Source organism: Sphingobium quisquiliarum P25 (genome assembly GCF_000445065.1).
In the GTDB taxonomy this organism is placed as follows: Bacteria; Pseudomonadota; Alphaproteobacteria; order Sphingomonadales; family Sphingomonadaceae; genus Sphingobium; species Sphingobium quisquiliarum.
The window spans coordinates 1-4,327 of record NZ_ATHO01000172.1 but is presented as its reverse complement, the minus strand read 5'-3'; the positions used below and the strand labels follow the sequence as shown (position 1 = coordinate 4,327).

Genomic DNA, 4,327 nt, shown 5'->3' with positions numbered 1-4,327 from the left:
GGCTCTGTTGCAAAAATCGTGAAGCTTGAGCATGCTTGGCGGAGATTGGACGGACGGAACGATGACGGATTTCAAGTGGCGCCATTTCCAGGGTGATGTGATCCTGTGGGCGGTGCGCTGGTATTGTCGCTATCCGATCAGCTATCGCGACCTTGAGGAAATGCTGGCGGAACGCGGCATTTCGGTCGACCATACGACGATCTATCGCTGGGTCCAGTGCTACGCCCCGGAGATGGAGAAGCGGCTGCGCTGGTTCTGGCGGCGTGGCTTTGATCCGAGCTGGCGCCTGGATGAAACCTACGTCAAGGTGCGGGGCAAGTGGACCTACCTGTACCGGGCAGTCGACAAGCGGGGCGACACGATCGATTTCTACCTGTCGCCGACCCGCAGCGCCAAGGCAGCGAAGCGGTTCCTGGGCAAGGCCCTGCGAGGCCTGAAGCACTGGGAAAAGCCTGCCACGCTCAATACCGACAAAGCGCCGAGCTATGGTGCAGCGATCACCGAATTGAAGCGCGAAGGAAAGCTGGACCGGGAGACGGCCCACCGGCAGGTGAAGTATCTCAATAACGTGATCGAGGCCGATCACGGAAAGCTCAAGATACTGATCAAGCCGGTGCGCGGTTTCAAATCGATCCCCACGGCCTATGCCACGATCAAGGGATTCGAAGTCATGCGAGCCCTGCGCAAAGGACAGGCTCGCCCCTGGTGCCTGCAGCCCGGCATCAGGGGCGAGGTGCGCCTTGTGGAGAGAGCTTTTGGCATTGGGCCCTCGGCGCTGACGGAGGCCATGGGCATGCTCAACCACCATTTCGCAGCAGCCGCCTGATCGGCGCAGAGCGACAGCCTACCTCTGACTGCCGCCAATCTTTGCAACAGAGCCCTGCATCCCTATTTCAAGCCTATGCCTCCTGACCCCCGCCCCGCCCAGCTCGCCGCCAAGGCGAAGGCGCAAGCCAAGGAACGAGAGGCGGCCGAGGCCAAGCGGCGGCAAGAGGTCCGCGAAAGCGGGGCGCGCGAGCGCGTCCAGAATATCAAGCTCTGCCTACAGGCGGGGGCCGCCGTGTTTTTAGTGGCGTTCGCCATGTTGTATTTCGGCCGTGGGTGGCTCTGGTGGCTCGGCCTCGCTTCTAGCATGGGCGCGGGTGTTTTGTTCGCGGCGGCCCTAGCGCAATTCGAGGAACACAGGCGGATTGCAAAGCTGGCTTGAAAAGTGCGCCGTTCTGTGAGATTGTGAGTAAGTGAGTTCGCTCAACTGCTCACAATCTCAACACCTCACCCCGAAAGCATCCCATGAAAACAATCGCCGTGATCGGCCAAAAGGGGGGAACCGGAAAGACGACGACAACCCAAGGCCTCGCCGTTGCTGCAATGCTCGCAGGCCTGACCGTCGCCATTCTCGACCTCGATCCGCAAACCAATTCCGCGAGCTGGCAACGCCGCCGGACCAAGGCGGGCCTTCCGCCTATCGCGGCTCGATCCTGTCAGGCGGGCGAGCTGCCTCACGTCCTAGAGGCGTTGGAAACGGCCAAGGCGGATTTGGTCCTGATCGACACGGCAGGGAAATTGAGCCTCGAATCCATCGCGGCCGCGCGCGTGGCTGACCTCGTGTTGGTCCCCGCGCGCCGCCAAATATTCGACGTGGAAACGCTCGAAGCGGTGCGCGACACGCTCCACCAAGCAAAGAACCCGCCCGCCTATCTCGTCCCCTACGGGCATCATCCGAGCGTCCGAGACGCGATAACGCCCATGCTTTCCACGGGCGAGCGGTTCGGGATTGCGGTTGCGCCTGTCGGGATCGCTCACCGGAGCATCTACGCGGACGCGCCCGCCCTCGGGAAAGGCCCGCAGGAAGTCGAGCCAGATGGAAAGGCGGCGGCCGAGCTGCAAGCCCTCTATGAGTTTGTGAGTTCGCTCACACGCTCACAAACGCAACCCGCCAAGAGAAAGGCCGCCCAATGAGCAAACCCAAAATCGACCTGATGGCCGTACTGGAAGAAACGGCCGCCCCGAAGCTCCCACCTGTCGCGGCCCCCGCCGCCAAGGCCGCACCGAAAGCTAAGGCCCGAACGCCCGCGCCCACAACGCAGGGGCGGGCGGGGCTGGCGAACGTGTCGGCCTATCTCGATCCGCAGTTTCAGACGAATTTGCGCATGGCGAAGGCGGTCCACAACATCGCAGCGGGCGAGGCGATAGCCGACGCGCTCAACGACTGGTTCAAGAAAATGAATCTGCCCGTAGTGTCCGGCGTGGCGGCATTCACACGGGAAGGCCGAAAATCTGACGCGTGAGAGGCTTTCAGGTTGTCGGCGGTGTATGCACCCTGAAAGCCACAAACGCGCTGTACGGGGCTTAAAACGGCCCTAGCGAGGATTTCCAGAATGAAGGTTGAGCTAGACCTACCTGATTGGGTGATTGACACGATCACGCGAGGGCCAGCACCCGCACCGGAATCCGGTCCTGCGTTCGAGGATCGGCTTACCTGTATCGCGGAGAGCTGGGCGCGCACGGTGATGGGCTGGGAAGACGAAGAAAAGCGAAAGGCCCTTTACAGGGCCTTTGGCATGGAACCGCCAGATGAACCGGACATATTCCTATAGATTAAATTGCGGCATGTGCTTAGGTGGATATAGTTCCGCCGTAGGATACCATTCCGCCACGTCTGCCGCGTAAGAGAACAGATATGTAAGTTGCATGGCGTTCATTTATTCATCAAACGCCGATACTGTCAAATTTACTTGCTTTTCGTCGTAAGCGATAACGCCGCCAGCTCGCCAGTCCGTCACGGGTTGCAACGTCGATCCGTTGCGCAGACGGGCAATCTCAGCCTCATAGGCCGCGATGATCGCAAAGCGGCCATGTCCGGCACTGTTGAGGGCCTTGGAAAGCCCGACGACATGGGCGGCGGCCGCCGATGGAATCCACGGGGCAGGGGATTCCACGCGAACGTCTAGGCCTGTGCTGAAATCGAGCGCGAGCTGGTCCACCATGGCTTAGACCCACATTTCCCAAGTAAGGCGCTGATTTCGCTGTCCTGACCATTATATTTCCTATATAAAACATGGTGTTGAAGGCTGCGAGGGGCGCGTTTCATGGATCACCCAGAGGGTGCGGGCTTGCAACGGGCAGATCGGGTGGATTTCGACCCTCGCGTGCGGCTGGAATTTCGCGGCACGCAGCTCAGTTCCGACGGCGGCCTTCTGGTGATGCGCGAGCTTGATGACGCGCTCGGGTTGTCCGATTTGGCGTCAGCGGCGCTGCGCGATACTCGCTCTGGCAAGAACACGGTCCATCGGCTCGACGGCCTGTTCCGGCAATCAGTCTTTGGGCGGCTGGCCGGATACGAGGATGTCAACGACGCCAACCGTCTCGCCTGCGATCCGGTCATGCGCCAAGTTGTCGGCGGCAGAGCGGTCGATGCACAAGCGGCCTCGGCATCGCAGATGGGACGGTTCGAGACCGAGACGCTGGCTCTGGCCGGGAACCGTGCCGCGCTGGCCGACCTGAACGGGCAATGGATCGACCGGTTCCATGACCGTAACGGGCTGAAGTACATCGTTCTGGACATGGACAGCTCGGTCAGCCCGACCCATGGCGACCAGGAAGGGTCCGCCTGGAATGGCCATTTCGACTGTAGCTGCTATCACCCCAACTTTCTGTTCAACCAGTTCGGGATGCTGGAACGCTGCGCCCTGCGCCATGGCAACGTCCACAGCGCCGATGGCTGGCGTGATGTTCTCGACCCCGTCATTGCGCGCTACGCGGAGCGCGACCTTGGTGGCAGGTTCTTCCGGGCCGATGCTGCCTACGCGATCCCGGCGATCTATGAGCGATTGGAAGAAGCGCGGTTCTTCTACGCCATCCGGCTGCCCGCAAACGCGGTCCTCAAGGACAAGATCGCGCATCGGCTAACGCGCCCTGTCGGGCGGCCGTCACTGACCAAGGTCAAGCGGTTCTTCGAGGAATTCGAGTATCAGGCGGCGTCCTGGGACAAGGAACGCCGGGTGATCGCCAAGATCGAATGGCATCCGGGCGAACTGTTCCCGCGTGTCGGCTTCATCGTCACCAACCTGCCGATGGAGCCGGACTGGGTGGTGCGGTTCTACAACCAGCGCGGCACCGCCGAGCAGCACATCAAAGAGGGCAAATACGCCTTTCGCTGGACGCGGCTGTCGTGCCGGAAGTTCCGCGACAATGAGGTGCGGCTGCAACTGCACGCCCTGGCGTACAACCTGGCCACCTTCTTGCGCTGCATCGAGCTGCCCGAGGCCATGGCCGACTGGTCGTTGACCAGCCTGCAACTGAAGCTGATCAAGATCGGGGCACGTGT

Annotated in this window: 5 protein-coding genes; 4 read left to right on the top strand and 1 reads right to left on the bottom strand. The window is 61.3% G+C overall.

Annotated elements, in window-relative coordinates:
* Positions 1-61 precede the first annotated feature (61 nt).
* The 3 genes from L288_RS41420 to L288_RS41405 all read left to right on the top strand — a co-directional run bounded on the left by L288_RS41420 (position 62) and on the right by L288_RS41405 (position 2,288).
* Entirely contained in the window at positions 62-826 is a 765-nt protein-coding gene (locus tag L288_RS41420) for an IS6-like element IS6100 family transposase (protein ID WP_001389365.1), read from the top strand.
* A 464-nt stretch (positions 827-1,290) separates the two neighbouring features.
* Positions 1,291-1,959: a ParA family protein gene (locus L288_RS41410; protein ID WP_020820061.1), complete on the top strand. Its 669-nt coding sequence runs from the start codon at positions 1,291-1,293 to the stop codon at positions 1,957-1,959.
* Positions 1,956-2,288 carry a hypothetical protein gene (locus L288_RS41405; RefSeq protein ID WP_020820060.1) on the top strand — a complete coding sequence of 111 codons (333 nt, stop codon included), beginning with the start codon at positions 1,956-1,958 and terminating at the stop codon, positions 2,286-2,288. The genes L288_RS41410 and L288_RS41405 overlap by 4 nt, the downstream gene beginning before the upstream one ends.
* 414 nt (positions 2,289-2,702) lie before the next feature.
* Here L288_RS41405 and L288_RS41395 read toward each other — a convergent pair whose 3' ends face one another.
* Positions 2,703-2,987: a hypothetical protein gene (locus L288_RS41395; RefSeq protein ID WP_021240066.1), complete on the bottom strand. Its 285-nt coding sequence runs from the start codon at positions 2,985-2,987 to the stop codon at positions 2,703-2,705.
* A gap of 102 nt (positions 2,988-3,089) precedes the next feature.
* Here L288_RS41395 and L288_RS41390 point away from each other — a divergent pair.
* On the top strand, positions 3,090-4,327 hold a 1,238-nt coding region (locus tag L288_RS41390; protein ID WP_031304986.1), incomplete at its 3' end, for an IS1380-like element IS1247 family transposase.